This is a genomic window from Pseudomonas sp. LBUM920 (assembly GCF_003852315.1).
In the GTDB taxonomy this organism is placed as follows: domain Bacteria; phylum Pseudomonadota; class Gammaproteobacteria; order Pseudomonadales; family Pseudomonadaceae; genus Aquipseudomonas.
Genome location: NZ_CP027762.1, coordinates 3612968 through 3630621, shown reverse-complemented (window position 1 = coordinate 3630621; position 17654 = coordinate 3612968). Strand labels below are relative to the sequence as shown.

The following is a 17654-nucleotide window of genomic DNA, read 5'->3' as shown; positions in this document are numbered from 1 at the left end:
CTTTTTGTTTCGCCACGATTGACCAAACACCCTTGGCCACACGTGGGGGCGGCTTGCCTGCGATGGCGGTCTTTCAGTGAAAGATGTGCAAACTGACCCACCGCTATCGCAGGCAAGCCAGCTCCTACAATGGATCTTTGTGCGATCGATCTACGCTGTACTGCTTAAGGTGGCCGGTAACGCTGATTCTGCTCGTGGGATGTGGCGTGGTTAAATGAGCGCTGTGCTCAACACAATCAGATCAAGTGAGGGTGTATGCGACTTTGTATTTTCTCGGGTTCAAGCCCGGGCCGATTGCCGGTGTATGCGCAAATGGCGGCTCAGTTGGGTGAGGCGCTGGCCAAGGCGGGTATCGGCCTGGTCTACGGTGGCGCCTCGGTCGGCTTGATGGGGGCGGTGGCTGACGCCGCGCTGGCCAATGGCGGTGAAGTGATCGGGGTCATGCCAGCGTTTCTGGCCGAGAAGGAACTGGCGCACACCGGCCTCAAAGACTTGCGGATCGTCAGCTCCATGCACGAGCGCAAAGCGCTGATGGCCGAGCTTTCCGACGGCTTTATCGCGTTGCCCGGCGGCATCGGCACGTTTGAAGAGTTGTTTGAGGTCTGGACCTGGGCGCAACTTGGCCAGCACGCAAAACCGTGCGCTCTGCTGAACATCAACGGCTTTTACGACGGCCTGGCCACGTTTCTCGACTCGGTTGTCAGTGAGGCGTTTCTAAAACCCGTGCACCGCAACATGCTGATCGTGGAACCGAACGTGGAGCGTTTGCTGGCCGCCGTGTTGAGTTACCAGGCGCCCAAGGTGCCCAAGTGGATCACGCGAGAAGACACCTGATGCCGCAGGCAACCGACGCGGTGGCGAGCGTCAGTCGAGTGTGAGCAATTTTGCCTCCAGATGATCCAGGTGCTGGGTCATCAGGCCGATTGCGCGGTTCACATCGCGTTGTTCCAGCGCATCCACAATCGCCACATGCTCCTGCCACGCGCAGTACGTGCAGGCGTGTGCCTCGTATTGGGCAATGATCAATGAGGTCAACGGCACCAGGCTATTGAGGAACTGCGCCAGGGGCGCGTTGTGTGCCATTGCGGCCAATTGCAGGTGGAACTCCCCGGACAGTCGAATCGCCGTTGCGCGCTGGTCGCGGTCGATGCAATCACGTTCACGGGCGATCAACTCACGTAGCTGCCGAATGTGCGCGGGCGTGGCCTGGTCGCAGGCCAGCTGCACCACGGTCACTTCCGTCATTCGCCGCGCTTCCAGAATCTGCCGCGTCTGCTGGGCGTCCGGCGCGGCCACTTGGGCGCGCTGGTTGGGACGCAGGATGATCACTTGCTGATGGGACAGCTTGGCCAGTACGCGCCGAATCACGCTGCGGCTCACACCAAAGGTTTCGCCCAGGCCTTCTTCGGTAAACCGGCTGGCGGGGGCGATGCGCTGTTCGAGGATGGCATCAAACAAGCGCGGGTAGATGTCGTCCACCGAGGGCTTTTTACCGGCCACAAGGCGCAGGGCCGGGAGAATGGGATCGCGTTGCAGCGCGTGGGCGGTCATGGCCGGTCTCCAAAAAATCAGCTGCCCAGATGGTCGTCCGGGATGTTCAAGCGGATGCCCATGCGCAGGCCCTCCTGGAGGATGTGCCGACGCATCTCGGCACTTGCCAGGGCGCTGTTTTTGTTGCGGATGGCGCGCACCACGGCTTCGTTTTCCTGCAGGCGTTCGGCCAAATGTTCGGGCGAGTTGCGCAGCACCTGGGCACTTTGCTTGAGGGCGTTGCTGGTCTGTTGCACCACGTTTTGAAAGATCGGGTTGGAGGTGAGGGCGAACAGTTCTTCGTGAAAGCCGATGTAGGCATTCATGCCGGCTTCGGCGTCACCGGCATCCAGGGCTTCACGCATGTCCATCAAGGTGAGCCGCAGTTGCCCGACTTCTTTGCTGCTGATGGACTGGGCGACCAGGCCGACGATGAAGGGCTCGAGGGTGTAGCGCAGTTGCAGGATATCTTCGAGGCTGGCGTCGGCCACGGCGTCGCTGGCGTGCGGCTCGCTGACGCTGGTTTCCAATACCACCACGCCCTTGCCGGGCATCGAGCGCACCAGGCCGAGGGTTTCCAGCACGATTACCGCTTCGCGCAGGCTCGGGCGGCTGATGCCCATCTGCTCGGCCAGTTCACGCTGGCCGGGCAGCATTTCGCCACGCCGCCACTGGCCACGCTTGAGTGCGGCGCGCAGTTTTTCTACGACTGAATTGACGACGGTTGAGGTGCTGATCACGTCTACGTCTCCTTGATGGTGCGAATACAATGGCCAAACTGGCGACGGTCAAAAGGTGGGAGCGGGCTGGCTCGCGAATGCGCAATGTCAGTCACCCCATGTGCAAGCTGAACCTGCACCTTCGCGAGCCAGCCCGCTCCCACAGCTGAGCTGTGTCGCTCATAGAATGGGTCAGAACTCCTGATGCGCCGGCAGCACCGGCTTCTTGGCCTGGAAGGCATAGCCTTGCTGGCCGTTGAGCACCTTGTTGGCGCGTTGGATATCGATGTCTTTTTCCCAGCGAGCAATGGCCACCGTGGCGACGCAGTTGCCGATCAGGTTAGTCAATGCGCGCCCAATACCCATGAACCAGTCGACCGCCAACACCAGCACCAGCCCTACGACGGGAATCGCCGGGATAGCGGTGAGGGTCGCCGCCAGAATTACCAGTGCCGAGCCGGGAATCCCATGGGCGCCCTTGGAGGTAATCAACGACACCAGCAGGATGGTCAGCAAGTCGGTCATCGACAGCGGCGTGCCGGTGGCATTGGCGATAAACACGATGGCCAGGGTCAGGTAAATCGAAAAGCCGTCGAGGTTGAACGAGTAGCCCGTCGGAATCACCAGGCCTACGGTCGAGCTGCCAATGCCCAGGTGTTCAAGTTTGCGCATGATCTGTGGCAGTACCGCATCGGAGGAGGCGGTGCCCATCACGATCAGCAGTTCTTCGCGCAGGTACTTGAGCAACGGCAGCATGCGCAGGCCGGACACGCGCATCACCAGGCCAAGCACCACCGCGACAAAGACAAAGCAGGTCAGGTAGAACAAACCCACCAGGCTGCCCAGGTGTTGCAGCGAGTCCAGGCCATAGGTGCTGGTGGTGAACGCAATGGCGCCGAACACGCCGATCGGCGCCAGGCGCACGATCATGCCCATGATGCGGAATATCACGTGGCTCAGCTCGTTGATCAACCGCGAAATGCCCGAGGCGGCTTCGCCCACCAGGTTCAGCGCGCTGCCGAACAGCACCGAGAACAGCAACACTTGCAGCACGTTGTTGTCGGCGAAGGCGCCGATCACCGAGTTGGGGATCAGGTCCATCAGGAACTGGCTGGTGCCGCGGATGTGTTGGCCTTTGTCGGCCAGTTCATTCAACCCGGCGGACGAAAGCTGTTCCAGATGAATATTCGCGCCTTGGCCGATACCGGTGCTGAACGCCATGATCAGGCCGATCACCAGTGCGACGGTGGTCAGCACTTCAAAGTAGATCACTGACTTGAGGCCGATGCGCCCGACTTTCTTCAAGTCGCCGGCGCCGGAAATACCGCTGACCACCACGCAGAATACGATCAGGCCAATCAGCATTTTGATCAGCTTGATAAAGCCGTCACCCAGGGGTTTGAGTTGCGAGGAGAATTCGGGAAGGGCCAGGCCGCAGATAATGCCCAGCATCAGGCCTATCACGACTTGCAGGAAAATCGAACGCGAGCACCATCTGAGCATGGGAGGGATCTCTATTCGGTGCCCTGGTGGTTCCAGGGCTTAATTGTTGTGGTCTTACCGGTAAGTCCAGTGCGCGGCCAGTCTACGCCGGGTTTTTTTGAAATCACAAGTAAATAATCGGCGGTTGACAGGTCGCGGTCTGACCAGTTGGTCGGCAAGCGTGGCGCTTGAGCGGTTGGCGGGCTGGAAAAAAATTCGCTTATCATCCGCGGCTTGAATCGCGAGGTGATTGATGGATGCATCAGGACTGACCACGGACGCCACAGGGCAGACCCACTGCACCTGGCGCACGGCGGCGCCGGAGTACCCGCGCTATCACGACCACGAGTGGGGCGTGCCGGTGGCGGATGATAGTCAACTGTACGAGAAGATTTGCCTGGAAGGCTTTCAGGCCGGCATGGCGTGGATCACCATCCTGCGCAAGCGCGAGCAGTTTCGGGCTGCCTTCGAGGGCTTTGATTTTCGCCGCGTCGCTCAGTATGGCGAGGCGGATATCGCCCGCCTGATGAATGACCCCGGCATCGTGCGCAATCGGGCCAAGATCGTCTCCACCATCAACAACGCGCGCAGGGCGTGCGAACTGGTGGATGAAACCGGCTCGCTGGCCCATTGGATATGGGCGTTCGAGCCAACCGAGGAGGAGCGCCCGGCCCTGGTGGACATGGCTTACTGGACCGGCAACCCAACGTCACCGGCTTCGGTGCGCTTATCCAAAGCCTTGAAAAAACGCGGCTGGACCTTTGTCGGCCCGACCACGATGTATGCGTTGATGCAGGCGATGGGCATGGTCAATGATCACTTGGAAGGCTGTGCCTGCCGACCGCGGATCGAGCACCTGCGCCGCCAGTTCAAACGTCCCTGAGCCTCTGGCCCAAGCCAATCCAAAGTGTGGGAGCGGGCTTGCCCGCGAAGGCGCTGTGTCAGTCTCCAGCTGTGGGGGCTGAACCGCCTTCTTCGCGAGCAAGCCCGCTCCCACAACGGTTTTGTGGCGTAGCTGATTACTGTGGCAGCGGCGTCAGCACCTCAGCCTTGTCATCCAGCACCATCACCACCAGCAGCTTGGCCGGCTGGGTCTGGCTGGCGTTGCTTGATTCAAAGTGCCGCGAGCCGGCCGCTTCATAGAACGACTCACCGACCTTGTAGGTAATCGCCTTTTCATCGTTGACCCGCGAGGTGATCTCACCCTCCAGCACATACGCCACGGCAGTGCCGGTGTGGCTGTGCGGCACGGTGGCCTGGCCGGGGGCGTAATCGACGGTGAGCATGATGGTTTTCTTGCCGGGCACATTGGTCAAGGCGTGTTCCTGCAGCACCTTGATGGATTCCTGGTTGTAAACCGGCTCGTGGGCGAGGGCGCTGAGCGAGGCGAGCATCAGGGTGGCAGCGAGCAGTCGTTTCATGATGAGGTTTCCGAGAAGTTCGAGACCTCTTCACCCTACGCCGCCGAGCGCACCGGACCAATGACCAATGCGCGGGAAAACCCGCTAGCCAATCTGCTGCAGAATATCGCGCAGCCGGTCCAGCGCCGGGTCGATGTCGAGCAGCTCGATGGCGCCGAAGCCGATGATCAAACCCTGGCGCACGGGGGTGTCATGGAAGAACACATCCACCGGGTACACGCCCACTTCCACGCGCCGCGCCAGTTCCATCAGCAACGGGATATTCACCGGCACCTTGCACAGCGCCGCCATGTGAAACCCCGCCACGCTGGGTACCGCTTCAAACCAGGGCGCCAAGTCACCTGCCAGGCGCTGCAGGATGCGTTCGCGGCGCCCGGCGTACACCGTGTGGCAGCGGCGAATGTGCTTGAGCAAGTAGCCTTCGCTGATGAACTTGGCCAGTGCCCATTGCGGCAGGGTGGAACTGTGCTGATCGGTCAGTTGCTTGGCCTTGAGCACCGCGCCGTAAATGGCCGGCGGCAGCACCGCATAGCCCAGGCGTAACTCCGGCAGCAGGGTTTTCGAGAAGGTCCCGACGTACGTGACCACGCCACGGCTGTCCATGCTTTGCAGGGAATCGGTGGGGCGGCCTTCGTAGCGAAATTCGCTGTCGTAGTCGTCTTCAATGATGATCGCGCCCAGCTCGAACGCGCGCGCCAGCAAAGCTTCGCGGCGCGCCAGGCTCATGGGCATGCCCAGGGGAAACTGGTGGGACGGGGTCACGTAGATCAGCCGTGTGCCGTCCGGGATCAGGTCGACCTGAATGCCTTGCGCGTCGACCGGCACGCCGGCAACGTGGGCGCCCATGGCCATGAACAGCTGGCGCGCCGGGCTGTAGCCGGGGTCTTCCATGGCGACCGTGGTGCCCGGTTCGAGCACCACGCGGGCGATCAGGTCCAGTGCCTGCTGCGCGCCATTGGTCACCACGATGTCGTCGGCGCGGCATCTCACCCCGCGTGAAAATGCGACGTGCCCGGCGATGGCCTCGCGCAGCGCGGGCAAACCTTCGGGTTGACTGTAAAAGCCGCTGTCCCGGGCGATACGCCGCAACGCATCCTGGGTACAGCGCCGCCATTCATCCTGGGGGAACTGATTGCGGGTGGTGGCGCCTCCGATAAATTCATAGCGCAGTGTGCTGTCGCGCGTGGGATGGCGCATGGGCGAGGGCAGCGCCGCCCATTTGCCCAGGTTGGCGGCACAGGCCAGGTCGGCGGCGGTTTGCACGCGCTCAGTCTGCACTGGATGGGCATTGACGAAAGTGCCGCGGCCGGTCTTGCCCACCAGCAGGCCTTCGTACGTCAGGGTGGCATAGGTGTCAGACACGGTCTTGCGCGACACGCCGATTTGTTCGGCCAACAGGCGGCTGGGCGGCAGTTGCGCGCCGACAGCCAGGCGTCCGGACGCAATGGCTTCACGCAACTGCCGGTACAGCTGTTCGGCCAGGTCTTTGCGGCCGTTGATCACCACGTGCAGTTCCATGTTTCATCCCAAGGCAGTCACTCTGGGCCAAGACTACTCGCTCGCGCAGCGCGCTCAAAATGGTCTGCGCATAAACCGCTCGATTGGCTATAGGGCTTATGGGGCGCGGGCTCTAGGCTAGCGCACAATGACTTGCCCGCCCGAGAGCCGCCCATGGAACGCCGTCTGGATTACTACACCGCCTCACCGCAAGCGCTTAAAGGCATGTTGATGCTGGAGGCGGCGACCTTTGAGCTGTCCATCGAAAAGCCGCTGCTGGAGTTGATCAAGATCCGCGTCTCGCAGCTCAACCACTGCGGGTTTTGCACCGACATGCATTCGATGGCAGCGCGTCAGCGTGGCGAGAGCGAGCGACGCCTGTTTGCACTGTGCGTATGGCGTGATTCGCCGTTTTTCAGCGCGCGGGAGAAGGCCGCGTTGGCCTGGAGCGAGTCGGTGGCGACACTGCCGACGTCAAGTGTCTCGGATGAACTCTACACGGCAGTGCGCGTGGAGTTCAGCGAACAGGAATTGGTGGACCTGACCATGGCGGTGTCCAGCATCAGTGGCTGGAACCGCCTGGCGGTGAGCTTTCGCCAGCAACCGCCGAATGCATGATCAGGACAGGAAGCCGCCGTCCACATTCAGCGACACGCCGGTGGTGTAGCTGGAGGCGTCGCTGGCCAGAAACAGCACCGCGCCGGCCATTTCGCTCGGGTCGGCCACGCGCTTGAGCGGGATCTGCGCCAGCGCCATTTTCAGGATCGAATCATTCTTCACCAGCGCCGAGGCGAACTTGGTGTCGGTCAGGCCCGGCAGCAGGGCGTTGCAACGAATGCCGAACGCTGCGCATTCCTTGGCGAATACCTTGGTCATGTTGATCACGGCGGCCTTGGTCACCGAGTAGATGCCCTGGAACACGCCAGGGGAAATGCCGTTGATCGACGCCACGTTGATGATGCTGCCGCCCCCGTTGTCGCGCATCAGCTTGCCGGCTTCCACCGACATGAAGAAGTAGCCGCGAATGTTCACGTCCACAGTCTTCTGGAAGGCGCCGAGGTCGGTGTCCAGCACGTTGCAGAACTGCGGGTTGGTGGCGGCGTTGTTGACGAGGATATCCAGGCGGCCGAACTGTTCACGGATACCGGCAAACACTTGGGTGATCTGCTCCATTTCACCGATGTGGCAGGCCACGGCCGTGGCCTTGCCGCCGGCGGCGATGATTGCATCCGCCACGTGCTGGCAGCCTTCCAGTTTGCGGCTGGAGACGATCACATGGGCGCCTTGCTGGGCCAGCAGCTTGGCGATGGCTTCACCGATACCGCGGCTGGCGCCGGACACAAAAGCAATCTTGCCGTCGAGGTCGAACAGGTGGGTCTTGGACATGAAGGGTTCCTTGTTCTTGCAGTCAGAGGGCTGATTTGGCGATGACGTTCAGGCTCATTTGCTCCAGCAGCTTGTTCATGTGGATGAACTGCGCAAAGCGTTTGTCCTGGGTCTGGCCGTGGAAGAAGCGGTAGTAGATCTGTTGCACGATGCCGGCCAGGCGGAACAGGCCATAGGTGTAGTAGAAGTCGAAATTGTCGATCTGAATGCCCGAGCGCTCGGCGTAATAATCGACGAACTGGCGGCGGGTCAGCATGCCGGGGGCGTTGCTTGGCTGGCGACGCATCAGTTGCACCGGTGCCGGGTCGGCGGCTTCGATCCAGTAGGCGAGGGTGTTGCCCAAGTCCATCAGCGGGTCGCCCAACGTAGTGAGTTCCCAGTCCAGCACACCAATGATCTGCATCGGGTTTTGCGGGTCGAGGATCACGTTGTCGAAGCGGTAGTCGTTGTGCACGATGCTGGAGGTCGGATGGTCGGCCGGCATCTTGTCGTTGAGCCAGGCGCGCACTTTCTCCCAGCTTGGGGCATCTGGGGTCAGGGCTTTCTCGTAGCGATCACTCCAGCCGCGAATCTGACGCGCTACATACCCTTCGGGCTTGCCCAGGTCGGCCAGGCCGCAGGCGGCGTAATCCACCTGGTGCAGTTCGACGAACTTGTCGATAAAGCTTTTGCACAGCGCCTCGGTCTTGGTGGCGTCCAGGCCCAGTTCGGCGGGCAAGTCGGAGCGCAGGATGATGCCGTTGACGCGCTCCATCACGTAGAACTCGGCGCCGATCACCGACTCATCGGTGCAATGCACGTAGGCCTTGGGGCAATACGGGAAGCCATCTTTCAACTGGTTGAGAATGCGGTATTCGCGGCCCATGTCGTGGGCGGACTTGGCCTTGTGGCCAAAGGGCGGGCGGCGCAGCACGAATTCCCGGTCCGGGTATTCCAGCAAGTAAGTCAGGTTGGACGCGCCACCGGGGAACTGGCTGATTTTGACCGCGCCGTGCAGGCCCGCAATATGCGCCTTGAGGTAGGGATTGATGAGGCTGGCATCAAGTTCTTCGCCTGGGCGAATCTGGGTCGATTGGTCGTTAAGCGCCATGCTTATCCCTTCTGCTTATTCTAAAGGCCTTGGACTATTGGCTAATCTAATGCGCACCGCCGTCCAGCGACAAGGTCGGGGCGGCTTAATAGGTTAGCGTGTTGGATGATGATCAGCGGGCCTGATGCGCTCAAATGACCAGCATCGCCCGGCCAGCGGGGTTGCAGGACAGGTTGGCACCGATTTCGACTTTTGCCAGGTCAATGCCCAGGCCGACGAGCAGGTTATTGACGATGGGGTCGAGAAGCGGCCCGAGTACCCCGCCAATCACGCCCCCAAGCATTGACAGCAAGCCATTGAGCAGGCCCGTGACCAGGCCCAGCACGGCGCCCAACAGGCTGGCGATTTTCGGTGGATGGTTGATCAGTTGGATGCCTGTGAGCGTTTCTTTGAGGCTGCTGACGACGTTCGAGGCAGCGAATTGATAATACGTCGGGGGCAGATTGACCGCCGGCGGGTTGGTGTAGGTGTGCGCGCGTTCGGTCCGGGCCACATCGCTGTCGACGCGCACGCCCAGCCCGCCTGCCGCGAAGGCTTGCCGGTCGCCACAGACGCCGGTGCCGCGCTTGCAGGTCTTGGTACCGATATCCACCACCGGGTACTCGTCGACGTGCAGCGTTCGGGTGGATGAAAACAGGTTTTTCGGATCAACCTGGCCAATCATCACGTGCAGGGCCGAGGTTTCGCCGAGCACCGACAATGATTTTTTGCCGCTGTCGCACCTGTAATCCGTGACCTTGGCGCTGCCACCGGCGGCCTCCAGGGCAATGTCGAGTGTGTCGCCGATCTCAAGGCTGGTGACCAGGCAACAATTGGGGTCAAGCAGCCCCAACAAGCCGCTCAGTACCTCATTCAACGCCTGCACCACGCCCCCCAGCGCGTTATTGACCAGCGTGACGATCGGCAGCCTGACCGAAATCAATGTGCGCACTTGCGCGGTTCGCACATAAATAGGCTGTGTGGCGATGTTCTTCGGGTCGCCGATGCTTGAGAGTTGCCCAGGCTCGATCACTTTGGTCGAGACAGTGACGCCCAGCAGCCCCAGCACATCCACCGGCAGCTCAACGGCAACGGCGCTGGCCTTGTTCGACAACTGCACAAAGCCCTGGATCAGGTTGAACAGTTGCAGGTTCACATCCAGCGCACTTTTGTCCGTGCCGTTCTGGATATTGATCAGGTCGCCCAAGTGCAGGATTTGCGTACCCGGCGCAATCAGCTTGATGGCTTCGAGGTTGTTGATGACGAGGGTGACCGCATCTCCACCGAGCTTGAGCACGTCGATGGCGGCCTGGATCAGTTGGCCGACGGTGGCGTCGGTCTTGAGCAACTGATCGTAATTGCCGGCGCTGACGTTCAGGCGGATGGCCAAGGCATCCAGGTACTTGAGCAGACTGATATTGGTATTGATCAAACCGTTCCAGCCCACCGCGTCGAGCTGCAATTTGCCGCCCAGCAAGCCGCCGATCAAGGCGTTGAGGGCCACGGATTTGGTGCTGTCGACGGTCAACAAGGTGCTGCGCACGGTGAGTGACGCTACTGTCGGAGCTGGCGCGGCAGCGACCGCCGTGGCGCTCAAGAGCGTCATCATGTTGAGGGGTCGAGCCGAGAACAGCGTGAGTAAGCCATGGGCGAGGCTGGTGTGCACACGGTGGGTGGCGATGACCCGGATAGCATCGGTTTTGGCCGGGTCGGCGCTGAAGGTGCGCATGAAGTCAGCACCCGTGGCCAGGGTGCCGCAGGCAACTGCCAGGGTGCGATTGTCGTCAATGTTGAAGTGGTTGCGCGCGGCGCTTTGAGTCGCAAACAGGGCCGCATTGTTATTGGGCGCCGCGCACGTGCCGCTGCGGCTGACCGCTTCGAGCGCTGCTGTGTCGACCACACGCTGTAACTTGCGCTTCTCCAGGTACAAGCGACCGCTGTCGACCACCAGCAATAGAAACAACAGCGCAACCCCAAGGGTCACCGCGCCGATCAAGCCGATGGCGCCGCGCTGGCGGGCCGGGCCGAGTCCGTGGCCAAACATTCTGCGTTCCTTCGCCGGTCATGCACCGACGTCCTGAGCATCCCCGCAAAGCAGTGTAGTCAGGTTTCACGTCGGCGCTGGCTATTCGCTACTAGTTGCGCGGCGGCAGCGTCACCGGGGTAAGCACCGGGCGGCCGGCAAAGTACTCCACCAGGTTATCGGCCACGCGCTGCACCGTATCGTGGGCGGCTTCGGGAGATAGGCCGGCCACGTGGGAGGTGAGTACGGTATTGCTCAGGCGCTTGAGGGCGTCCGGCACTTTGGGTTCTTCGTCGAACACATCCAGTGCCGCGCCGCCGATTCGCCGTTGCTCGAGGGCCGCCACCAGGTCCGCCGTGACTACCACGCTGCCGCGCCCGATGTTCACCAGGTAGCCGTTCGGCCCCAGCGCATCCAGGGCGTGGCGATCAATCAGGTGACGGGTGCTTGCACCGCCGGGGGTGGCCAGGATCAGGAAGTCCGAGGTGCGCGCCAGTTCCACGGCGGTGGCGCAATAGGTGTAGTCCACGTCATCGCGGGGCTGGCGGTTGTGATAGCTCACCTCCATGCCGAAGCCGAGTGCCGCGCGCTTGGCGATTTCCATGCCCACTGCGCCGAGCCCGAGGATGCCCAGCTGCTTGCCACCCAGGGACGGGCGCATCACCTTTGGCCATTCGCCGCGTCGCACTGCCGCGTCGGTCTGGGGGACGCCGCGCACCAGCGACAGCAGCAATGCCATGGCATGGTCGGCCACCGACGGCGCATTCACCCCGGCGCCGTTAGTGACGACGATCCCGCGGTTGCTGGCCGCCTGCAGGTCCACATGCTCGTAACCGGCACCGATCACGCAGATGATCTCGAGCAAGGGCAATGCGGCGATTTCCTCGGCATACAGCCCCAGCGGGCCACGGGTCAGCACGGCCTTGATCTGCCCGCCATGCGCCTTGATCGCCTGGGCGCGTTCGGCCGGCGTCGGCGCCAGAATCACGTGAAAGTCGTTGCTCTCGATGATTTGCAGGTATTCGTTGATGGTTTCAACCAGGACCAGAACAGTGGTGGACATCGGAAGGCTCTTCCTGAAGGGTTTGAGAGGTGAGTATGCGGGATTTGTAAGACAGAACGTTTTGTTCGGCCAGAAAAATCCCACATAGACGCCGTTAGAACGCGATGCTGTGCGCTTTCACCCGTTTCACAAACGCCCCGGCCAGGGTCGCATTGTGATGCTCGATGATCGCCTCGGCCGACAACGCCGGGGTGTCCATGCAGGTGTGGCTGTCTTCCGGCAAGATCACCGAAAACCCGAGTTCCACGGCGACTCGGCAGGTGGTGTCGATGCAGAACTGGGTTTTCATCCCCACGATCACCAGTTCATTTACCTGCGCCGCCGCCAGTTGCCGGGCGAGGTCAGTGCCCAAAAAGCAGCTGGGGCGGGTTTTATTGAACAGGTGGTCGCGGGCTTCGTCGACAGCCAGGCCGGGCCACAGCTGCCAGAGCGGGCTGCCGGCTTCAATCGGCGAGCCCGCCGGGCCGGTGTGGCGGGCGACGAAGATCGGCGCGTTGACTGCGCGGGCGCGCTGAATCAGCTGGTTGATGTTCTCCAGTACCCGTTCGCGCTGGAAAGGTTTGTCCGGGCCATCGTATAAACCGGTTTGCATATCGATGATCAGCAGGGCGTTTGCCATGGTCTTGCTCCTTGCAGTGGCCAGAGGGCGGGGCAATAAAAAGGCCCCGTCCATTGCTGGCGGGGCCTTGGGTTGAATCCGGGTGTTTTAGCTCAAGCACCCACAGCAACCGCACGACCCGCCATAAGCGGTCGTGGTGGTGGTGCAGGTGAGGTGCAGCTGAATAGGCTTCATGGCCCGATCATGCTGGGACGGGCGCAGGGCTGTCAACGGGCGCGGTCGATTTCGCCTCGGGTAGCAGCGTATTTCGTGCAGCCTCCAGAAATTCGTCCGACAAGCTACTGCCGCGCGTCGCACGAGCGAGCGTGACGGCGCCGATCATCATCGCGTAGTTGGCCAGCATGGCCTGGCGGTCTTGGGCCTGAAACTGCGCAAAGATCTCCAGCGACCGTTCAACACCGGCGATGAAGGTGCGCTGTAATTGCGTGTTGGCGGGCTCATGGCACATGTCCGGGGTAAAGGCCGATATCGGGCAGCCATCACCGGGATTGTCGCGGTGGGTGGCCGAAAAATAGTGGCGCAAGATGGCCTCGCATGCCGATTGCGGGTCTTCACTGCGCTCGACCTTGTCCTGCCAGCCTTGGTTCGAATGCTCAAAGGCCTTCTGGCAGGCTTCGTTGGCCAAGGCTTCCTTGGAGGCGAAATGCCCGTAGAAACCACCGTGGGTCAGCCCGGCGGCGGCCATCACGTCCGCCAGGCTGATGCCGTGCAGGCCGCGCTCGCGAAACAGGTGCGTGGCGGCCTCCACGATGATTTCACGGTTGAGTTCGGCTTGTTTGCGGGACACGCGGGGCATGACAGGGCTCTCAGAATAAAGGCGGGCGTTGCCTGAAAAGTACAGCAAAGCCCGCGACTCTAAAATAGATTTGTTTGGGCATGTATTATCTCGACGGCGCTGCAGCCCTCTGGAACCGCTGCCTGCAGCGACCCCGACTGATCTGTCCAAGGCCACCGTTCCTCAGCTAAGTCTTTGCTTATTCAGGAGAATCCCGGACAATCGCGCGCTTGTTATGGTCGGGGCGCTGCCTGTCAGGTTTTTCTGACTCGTCCCGGCTGTGGAAATGCGGAGATCCGACCGGATGAATGATCAGGCCAATAGCGTCGACGAACGCTATGCAACGACACCTGCAACCCTTACGCGCTGGAGCCGCCAGGACACCACCTGGATGCTTGGCCTGTTCGGCACCGCCATCGGCGCCGGTACTTTGTTTTTGCCTATCAACGCGGGCCTCGGGGGCTTCTGGCCGCTGGTGATCCTGGCGCTGCTGGCATTCCCGATGACGTTCTTTGCCCACCGTGGCCTGACCCGTTTCGTCCTGTCCGGCCGTGAAGGTTCGGACATTACCGACGTGGTCGAAGAGCATTTCGGTCTCAAGGCCGGCGCACTGATCACCTTGCTGTACTTTTTCGCGATCTTCCCGATCCTGCTGATCTACAGCGTGGCCCTGACCAACACCGTCAGCAGCTTCATGGAGCACCAGCTGCACATCATGCCGCCGCCGCGCGCGATCCTGGCGTTTGTGCTGATCCTTGGCCTGTTGGCCGTAGTGCGGTGCGGCGAGCAAGTGATCGTCAAGGCCATGAGCCTGATGGTGTATCCGTTTATCGTCGCGTTGCTGTTTCTGGCCGTGTACCTGATCCCGCACTGGACCGGCGGCATTCTCAGCACCGCCAGTGAAGTACCGGCGCCGTCTGCGTTGCTCAACACACTGTGGCTGGCGATTCCGGTGATGGTGTTCTCGTTCAACCATTCGCCGATCATCTCGGCCTTTGCGGTGGACCAGAAGCGCCAGTACGGTGCCAACGCGGATGGGCGCAGCTCGCAGATCCTTTGCCGCGCACACCTGTTGATGGTGGTGATGGTGCTGTTCTTCGTGTTCAGCTGTGTACTGACCCTGACGCCGGCGCAACTGGCCGAAGCGAAAGCACAGAATCTGTCGATCCTGTCGTACCTGGCCAACCACTTCGACAACCCGACCATCGCCTTCGCCGCGCCGTTGATTGCGTTCGTGGCGATTGCCAAGTCGTTCCTGGGCCACTACATCGGTGCCAGTGAAGGCCTCAAGGGCCTGGTGCTCAAGACCGGTCGCCGCCCGGCGGCCAAGTCCCTGGACCGCATGACCGCCGCCTTCATGCTGGTGGTGTGCTGGATCGTCGCCACGCTGAACCCGAGCATCCTCGGCATGATCGAGACGCTGGGCGGGCCGATCATTGCGTCGATCCTGTTCCTGATGCCGATGTATGCGATCCGCAAAGTGCCCGCCATGGCCAAGTACCGCGGGCAGGCGTCCAATGTGTTTGTCACTGCTGTTGGTCTGGTCGCGATTACCGCGCTGGTCTACTCGCTGCTGTCCTGACACCGAGCTGCGCTGCCCAAGGCCGATTCGCGCACTCCGCGAATCGGTCTTTTTTTGGCCTTGGAAAACCTGTCGAGTCTCGACCCCGGGCAGGCAATGAGGACTAAGCTGTCGGCATAGTCATTTCCTGTGGAGAGATTCATGGCACGGCCGCGCCCGCAACTGATTACCTGCAAACTGGAAAAACTGCATCCGACGCAATTGACCGTCGGCATGGCTGAAGTCGCTACCAAGCGCGAAGCCTGGACCAGGCTCAAACGCAAGGAGCGCGCCGCCGCGCTCGACAAGCACTGGTTTCCTTGCGTGCTGGGGCCGGACGAGCGTTATTACATCACCGATCACCACCATTTCGGCCTGGCGCTGCTGCTGGAAGAGGTCAAGAGTGTTTCGTTGCTGATGCTCAAGGACTTGTCGTTTGTGGAGCGCAGCACCTTCTGGAATGTCATGGCGTTCAATCAGTGGGTGCATCCCTACGACGCGCGTGGCTTGCGTCGAACCTACGAAGCTATTCCGCGCAAGATTACCGACCTGCAGGACGATCCCTACCGCAGCCTGGCGGGACTGTTGCGCATGGCGGGTGGCTATGCCAAGGACGCGACGCCGTTCAGCGAATTTCTGTGGGCCGACTTCTTTCGCAGCCGCATCGGCAGCGACGTGGTCAGCCAGCCGAACGCCAAGCTGTTGAGCAAGGCCATGGGCCTGGCGCGCAGCCAGGAAGCACGTTATTTGCCGGGATGGGTCGGGCCGATTGAAAACTGAAACAGCTGACCCCGTTGCCACGCCACCCAATCGCACCCAGGACCTGCTCGCCGGGTTATCCATTGCCGGTTTGCTGCTGCCGGAGGCCGTGGCTTATTCCAGTATCGCCGCGCTGCCGCCGCAGGCCGGGGTGATTGCGCTGTTTGCCGGGCTGGTGTGCTACGGCCTGTTCGGCACCAGCCGGTTTGCGATTGTCTCGGCCACATCGTCCTCGGCAGCCGTACTCGCGGCCGCCACCGCCAGTCTGGCGGGTGGTGATCCGGCGCTGAGGCTGGCCCTGGCATTCGGGCTGGTGTTGATCACTGGCGTGCTGTTCCTGTTGGCCGGGCTGTTCAAGCTCGGCGGCGTGACTTCGTTTATCGCTAAGCCGGTGTTGCGCGGGTTTGCTTTCGGCCTGGCGCTGACCATCATTCTCAAGCAGTTGGCCAGCGTCGTCGGCGTGCACCTGACCGATAACAACCTGATCCGCTTCCTGCCGCAACTGATAGAGCAACTGCCTGGATGGAACTGGCCGGCAGCGATGGTCGCGGCGGTTGCGTTGATGGTGTTGTGGTTGTGCGCGCGTATTCCGCGTCTGCCGGGTGGGCTGCTGGTGGTGATTCTGGGAATCGTCGCCGGGCAGTACCTGGATTTGCAGGCCCATGGCGTGGCGCTGATCGGCCTGATCGACCTGCGTCTTGAGTTGGGGCATTTGCCGGTGCTGCCGTTTGCCGACTGGCTGCGCCTGGGGGAGCTGGCGTTTGCTTTGGTGATGATCCTGTATGCGGAGTCCTACGGCTCTATCAGCTCGTTCGCGCTTAAACACGGTGATCGCGTGTCGTCCAACCGCGACTTGCTCGCGCTGGGTGCGGCCAACCTGATCTCTGGGTTGTTTCACGGCATGCCGGCCGGTGCCGGCTATTCCGCGACGTCGGCCAATGAGGCCGCCGGTGCCGGTTCACGCCTGGCCGGAATCGTCGCCGCGCTGGTGGTGCTGGTGATTGTGTTGACAGTGTTGCCGTATGTCGCGCTGACCCCGGAGCCGGTGCTTGCCGCCATCGTCATCTACGCGCTGGGCCGTGGTTTGAGCCTGCAGCCGCTGGGGCGTTATTTTCTCTGGCGGCGCGATCGTCTGCTGGTGATCTGTGCCGTGGCGGCAGTGCTGGTGCTGGGCGTGCTGGATGGCTTGCTGGTGTCGGTAGCGATCAGCGTGGTGCTGATGCTGCGGCAGATGTCGGCGGCTGATATCCAGGTGCTGGGGCGCTTGGGTGACAGTCATGACTTTGTTGATCGTGAGCACCACGCCGATGCCGTGCAAGTGCCAGGTCTACTGATCGTACGGCCCAGCGAGGCGCTGTTTTTCGCGAATGCCGAGCGCATCCTGGGTGCGGCGTTGCGCCTGATGCGCCAGTCGCCGGTGGAGGCGGTGGAGGCGGTGGTGCTGAGCCTGGAAGAATCTCCGGATTTGGATGGCACCAGTGTCGAAGCGCTGGCGGCGTTTTTCGCGCAGGTGCGCGGGGAGGGCAAGCGTTTGGTGCTGGCGCGTGTGCGGCATGAGGCGTTGGAAGTGCTGCAAGCCTTGCCGGAGGCGCTTGCGCCACAGGTGCTGCTCAGTGGCTTGAGCGTTGATGGCGCTGTGCAATTGGCGCTGCGGCACCCGTCCTGAGTGTGCAAAGCGTCAAGTGTGGGAGCCGGCAAGCCAGCTCCCACAGGTGTTTTGTTGGGGTGTGAAGGCTGTATGCCCGGCATA

General features: G+C 61.7%; 17 protein-coding genes. 6 read left to right on the top strand and 11 right to left on the bottom strand.

Features of this window, described 5'->3' with window-relative positions; translation table 11 throughout:
• The first annotated feature begins 255 nt into the window (after positions 1-255).
• Positions 256-834 (top strand): LOG family protein, encoded by a 579-nt coding sequence (locus C4J83_RS16990; protein WP_124417695.1) that lies wholly within the window; start codon positions 256-258, stop codon positions 832-834.
• Between the two features lie 30 nt (positions 835-864).
• Here C4J83_RS16990 and C4J83_RS16985 read toward each other — a convergent pair whose 3' ends face one another.
• The 3 genes from C4J83_RS16985 to C4J83_RS16975 form a co-directional block, all read right to left on the bottom strand.
• Positions 865-1551 (bottom strand): GntR family transcriptional regulator, encoded by a 687-nt coding sequence (locus C4J83_RS16985; RefSeq protein WP_124417694.1) that lies wholly within the window; start codon positions 1549-1551, stop codon positions 865-867.
• 17 nt (positions 1552-1568) lie between these two features.
• On the bottom strand, positions 1569-2270 hold the full coding sequence (locus tag C4J83_RS16980) for a FadR/GntR family transcriptional regulator (protein WP_106580484.1): 702 nt from the start codon (positions 2268-2270) through the stop codon (positions 1569-1571).
• A gap of 171 nt (positions 2271-2441) precedes the next feature.
• Positions 2442-3767, bottom strand: a complete 1326-nt coding sequence (locus C4J83_RS16975) for a C4-dicarboxylate transporter DctA (protein ID WP_177410144.1) — start codon at positions 3765-3767, stop codon at positions 2442-2444.
• A 217-nt stretch (positions 3768-3984) separates the two neighbouring features.
• On the opposite strand from C4J83_RS16975, the gene C4J83_RS16970 reads away from it, so the two are divergent.
• A complete protein-coding gene (locus tag C4J83_RS16970; protein ID WP_124417693.1) occupies positions 3985-4614 on the top strand; it encodes a DNA-3-methyladenine glycosylase I in 630 nt (209 codons plus the stop codon).
• A 136-nt stretch (positions 4615-4750) separates the two neighbouring features.
• Here C4J83_RS16970 and C4J83_RS16960 read toward each other — a convergent pair whose 3' ends face one another.
• Together C4J83_RS16960 and pdxR are read right to left on the bottom strand one after the other, a co-directional pair.
• Positions 4751-5152 carry a cupin domain-containing protein gene (locus C4J83_RS16960; protein WP_106580481.1) on the bottom strand — a complete coding sequence of 134 codons (402 nt, stop codon included), beginning with the start codon at positions 5150-5152 and terminating at the stop codon, positions 4751-4753.
• An 84-nt stretch (positions 5153-5236) separates the two neighbouring features.
• Positions 5237-6670: a MocR-like pyridoxine biosynthesis transcription factor PdxR gene (gene pdxR / locus C4J83_RS16955; protein ID WP_124417692.1), complete on the bottom strand. Its 1434-nt coding sequence runs from the start codon at positions 6668-6670 to the stop codon at positions 5237-5239.
• A 153-nt stretch (positions 6671-6823) separates the two neighbouring features.
• Between pdxR and C4J83_RS16950 the strand changes: the two genes are divergently transcribed.
• Positions 6824-7267: a carboxymuconolactone decarboxylase family protein gene (locus tag C4J83_RS16950; RefSeq protein ID WP_124417691.1), complete on the top strand. Its 444-nt coding sequence runs from the start codon at positions 6824-6826 to the stop codon at positions 7265-7267.
• Here C4J83_RS16950 and C4J83_RS16945 read toward each other — a convergent pair whose 3' ends face one another.
• The 6 genes from C4J83_RS16945 to C4J83_RS16920 form a co-directional block, all read right to left on the bottom strand.
• Complete coding sequence (locus C4J83_RS16945) at positions 7268-8035, bottom strand: SDR family oxidoreductase (protein WP_056860254.1); 768 nt, start codon at positions 8033-8035, stop codon at positions 7268-7270. It abuts the gene before it with no gap.
• A gap of 22 nt (positions 8036-8057) precedes the next feature.
• The gene (locus C4J83_RS16940; RefSeq protein WP_124417690.1) at positions 8058-9125 is read right to left on the bottom strand and encodes a phosphotransferase family protein; all 1068 of its coding nucleotides are present in this window, start codon (positions 9123-9125) and stop codon (positions 8058-8060) included.
• Between the two features lie 130 nt (positions 9126-9255).
• Complete coding sequence (locus C4J83_RS16935; protein ID WP_124417689.1) at positions 9256-11148, bottom strand: pilus assembly protein TadG-related protein; 1893 nt, start codon at positions 11146-11148, stop codon at positions 9256-9258.
• Positions 11149-11239: 91 nt separating this feature from the next.
• Complete coding sequence (locus C4J83_RS16930) at positions 11240-12190, bottom strand: 2-hydroxyacid dehydrogenase (protein ID WP_124417688.1); 951 nt, start codon at positions 12188-12190, stop codon at positions 11240-11242.
• A 94-nt stretch (positions 12191-12284) separates the two neighbouring features.
• Complete coding sequence (locus tag C4J83_RS16925) at positions 12285-12809, bottom strand: cysteine hydrolase family protein (protein WP_124417687.1); 525 nt, start codon at positions 12807-12809, stop codon at positions 12285-12287.
• Positions 12810-12990: 181 nt separating this feature from the next.
• The gene (locus C4J83_RS16920) at positions 12991-13605 is read right to left on the bottom strand and encodes a TetR/AcrR family transcriptional regulator (protein WP_119739959.1); all 615 of its coding nucleotides are present in this window, start codon (positions 13603-13605) and stop codon (positions 12991-12993) included.
• 283 nt (positions 13606-13888) lie between these two features.
• Here C4J83_RS16920 and C4J83_RS16915 point away from each other — a divergent pair, with 283 nt between their 5' ends.
• From C4J83_RS16915 to C4J83_RS16905, 3 genes are all read left to right on the top strand, one after another.
• Positions 13889-15166 carry a serine/threonine transporter gene (locus tag C4J83_RS16915; RefSeq protein ID WP_124417686.1) on the top strand — a complete coding sequence of 426 codons (1278 nt, stop codon included), beginning with the start codon at positions 13889-13891 and terminating at the stop codon, positions 15164-15166.
• A gap of 141 nt (positions 15167-15307) precedes the next feature.
• Positions 15308-15925, top strand: a complete 618-nt coding sequence (locus C4J83_RS16910) for a ParB-like protein (protein WP_106580472.1) — start codon at positions 15308-15310, stop codon at positions 15923-15925.
• Positions 15915-17570, top strand: a complete 1656-nt coding sequence (locus C4J83_RS16905; protein WP_124417685.1) for a SulP family inorganic anion transporter — start codon at positions 15915-15917, stop codon at positions 17568-17570. Before C4J83_RS16910 ends, C4J83_RS16905 begins: the two co-directional genes overlap by 11 nt.
• Positions 17571-17654: the final 84 nt, after the last annotated feature.

Excerpts from the sequence above, each read along its gene's own strand:
- C4J83_RS16990 (WP_124417695.1), top strand. The coding sequence starts at position 256 with ATGCGACTTTGTATTTTCTCGGGTTCAAGCCCGGGCCGATTGCCGGTG.
- C4J83_RS16985 (WP_124417694.1), bottom strand. The coding sequence starts at position 1,551 with ATGACCGCCCACGCGCTGCAACGCGATCCCATTCTCCCGGCCCTGCGC.
- C4J83_RS16970 (WP_124417693.1), top strand. The coding sequence starts at position 3,985 with ATGGATGCATCAGGACTGACCACGGACGCCACAGGGCAGACCCACTGC.
- C4J83_RS16960 (WP_106580481.1), bottom strand. The coding sequence starts at position 5,152 with ATGAAACGACTGCTCGCTGCCACCCTGATGCTCGCCTCGCTCAGCGCC.
- pdxR (WP_124417692.1), bottom strand. The coding sequence starts at position 6,670 with ATGGAACTGCACGTGGTGATCAACGGCCGCAAAGACCTGGCCGAACAG.
- C4J83_RS16950 (WP_124417691.1), top strand. The coding sequence starts at position 6,824 with ATGGAACGCCGTCTGGATTACTACACCGCCTCACCGCAAGCGCTTAAA.
- C4J83_RS16945 (WP_056860254.1), bottom strand. The coding sequence starts at position 8,035 with ATGTCCAAGACCCACCTGTTCGACCTCGACGGCAAGATTGCTTTTGTG.
- C4J83_RS16940 (WP_124417690.1), bottom strand. The coding sequence starts at position 9,125 with ATGGCGCTTAACGACCAATCGACCCAGATTCGCCCAGGCGAAGAACTT.
- C4J83_RS16935 (WP_124417689.1), bottom strand. The coding sequence starts at position 11,148 with ATGTTTGGCCACGGACTCGGCCCGGCCCGCCAGCGCGGCGCCATCGGC.
- C4J83_RS16930 (WP_124417688.1), bottom strand. The coding sequence starts at position 12,190 with ATGTCCACCACTGTTCTGGTCCTGGTTGAAACCATCAACGAATACCTG.
- C4J83_RS16925 (WP_124417687.1), bottom strand. The coding sequence starts at position 12,809 with ATGGCAAACGCCCTGCTGATCATCGATATGCAAACCGGTTTATACGAT.
- C4J83_RS16920 (WP_119739959.1), bottom strand. The coding sequence starts at position 13,605 with ATGCCCCGCGTGTCCCGCAAACAAGCCGAACTCAACCGTGAAATCATC.
- C4J83_RS16915 (WP_124417686.1), top strand. The coding sequence starts at position 13,889 with ATGAATGATCAGGCCAATAGCGTCGACGAACGCTATGCAACGACACCT.
- C4J83_RS16910 (WP_106580472.1), top strand. The coding sequence starts at position 15,308 with ATGGCACGGCCGCGCCCGCAACTGATTACCTGCAAACTGGAAAAACTG.